The sequence below is a fragment of the Legionella nagasakiensis genome, from assembly GCF_900639915.1.
Lineage (GTDB): Bacteria > Pseudomonadota > Gammaproteobacteria > Legionellales > Legionellaceae > Legionella_A > Legionella_A nagasakiensis.
This window is the reverse complement of record NZ_CAAAID010000029.1, coordinates 1-1,730: the sequence shown is the minus strand read 5'-3', so window position 1 is coordinate 1,730 and position 1,730 is coordinate 1. Positions and strand designations below refer to the sequence as shown.

The window sequence follows — 1,730 nt, the reverse complement described above, 5'->3', positions numbered from 1 at the left end:
GTGCCGGATGTTAGAAAAATACATGGATGCCGACATCGGCCGTGAAATGTTAGAACGCATTGATGCAATGGAGCGCATTGATGAGATAACGGGACAGTCAGTGGGATTGACTTATCACCAAAATGGACAGGAGTATCATGGTGCTCATTTTGATTTCACGCCACTCATCACAGCACTAGAGCACTATAGTAATAATTTTGATGAATGGAGGAGAATGGAGGATTGGGATGAGCTTAACGCAGCCTGGATGGCTGTGGGCAAAGCCCAGCGCGAGGTTCCTGCACATGTCGCACAAGAATACTGTCGCAAAGACCGCTCATTTTTGGTCAACTGCAATCTTCCGTCTTTCAAAGAGGATATATTACCGAGGACGTTGACTTTTTATAATGGGGTGAAAGGTGAAAATGATTCTTGGTTCCCTTTGGCCGACGCTTCTACTTCGGGGCTTGGTTTTCAGTTTACAGTAATTCGTCAGTGGCGGGCGGGCGGCGCCAACTGCGAGGCCGGTTGCCCGCTGGGCAATAGCCTTGATTTGGCGGCTATCCGCCGCCTTGATGAAGTGAGAACCGCAGAGCTCACGCAATCGCGTGAAAATTTAGATTCTCTGGCAAGGTCGCAAGGACTCTCAAGGTAATTAACGTCAGTTATGGATAAGCAGAAGCTTCTCATTTTCTAATTTGTTTAACCTCAGCTCGGTATAGGAATAAGGTTATCTCATTGAATTATTGAAAAGGATATCGGTGCCATATACATTTTGTTTTTTTAAAATTCACGCCTGAATTATGTAAGGAAACAAGATGTTAGCACCGATGGTAGAACTAAATCAGCTTATCGATAACTGAGTACTTCTGTTTCGTTTCTTCATCTCATCCACTTCCAGAAACTTAACCAGCTTGTTACTTTCATAGTGCTTGCAAAAATCGTCTATGTCTCAGAAAGTTTCAACTAGTGGTGCTAATAGCATCTTGGCTCCTTTCAAAACTTGGCGGTTTAAAAAGCGTCAAATCTATCAAGCACCACCTTTTTATTCAATATTTCAAAAGCTTATAATTTCCTTATCCATAACTGACGTTAATTACCTTGAGAGTCCTTGCGACCTTGCCAGAGAATCTAAATTTTCACGCGATTGCGTGAGCTCTGCGGTTCTCACTTCATCAAGGCGGCGGATGGCCGCCAAATCAATTGCCAGGGCGGACGCTATCATGCAGCACGAATCGCCGAACTCCCGCGCTCCACCACCGTAGAGGCTGCCCACCGCGAAATCAAAACCGAGACCCGAAGTAGAATCGATCGCAAGTGGAAACCACGAATCAGTTTTATTGCCTATCACCCAATTCCAATTAAAAAAAGTCAATGACCTTGGTAAGGTATCCTCTTTGAACGATGGAAGCTCGCCATTATCGACCAAAAATGACCGGTCCATTCTACAATATTCATTTGCAATATGAACGACCACATCGCGCTGAGCAAGCCCAACTTGTAGCCACGCAGCATCCATCGCAGCCCAATTCTTGGTCTCGTTCCAACCATCATACCCGTCAACATAGGCTTGTAAGGCTTGAATAAGCTTTTGCGAATCAAAATGAGCACCATGATACTCCTGTCCATTTTGGTGATAAGTCAATCCCACTGACTGTCCCGTTATCTCATCAATGCGCTCCATTGCATCAATGCGTTCTAACATTTCACGGCCGATGTCGGCATCCATGTATTTTTCTAACATCCGGCAC

The 1,730-nt window shown here is 45.0% G+C and carries 2 pseudogenes; one reads left to right on the top strand and one right to left on the bottom strand.

Annotation, left to right across the window (positions count from 1 at the left end):
• Positions 1–634: pseudogene (locus tag E1O52_RS12890) on the top strand (hypothetical protein); the annotation flags it as partial.
• Positions 635–1,075: 441 nt separating this feature from the next.
• Here E1O52_RS12890 and E1O52_RS12885 read toward each other — a convergent pair.
• Positions 1,076–1,730: pseudogene (locus E1O52_RS12885) on the bottom strand (hypothetical protein); the annotation flags it as partial.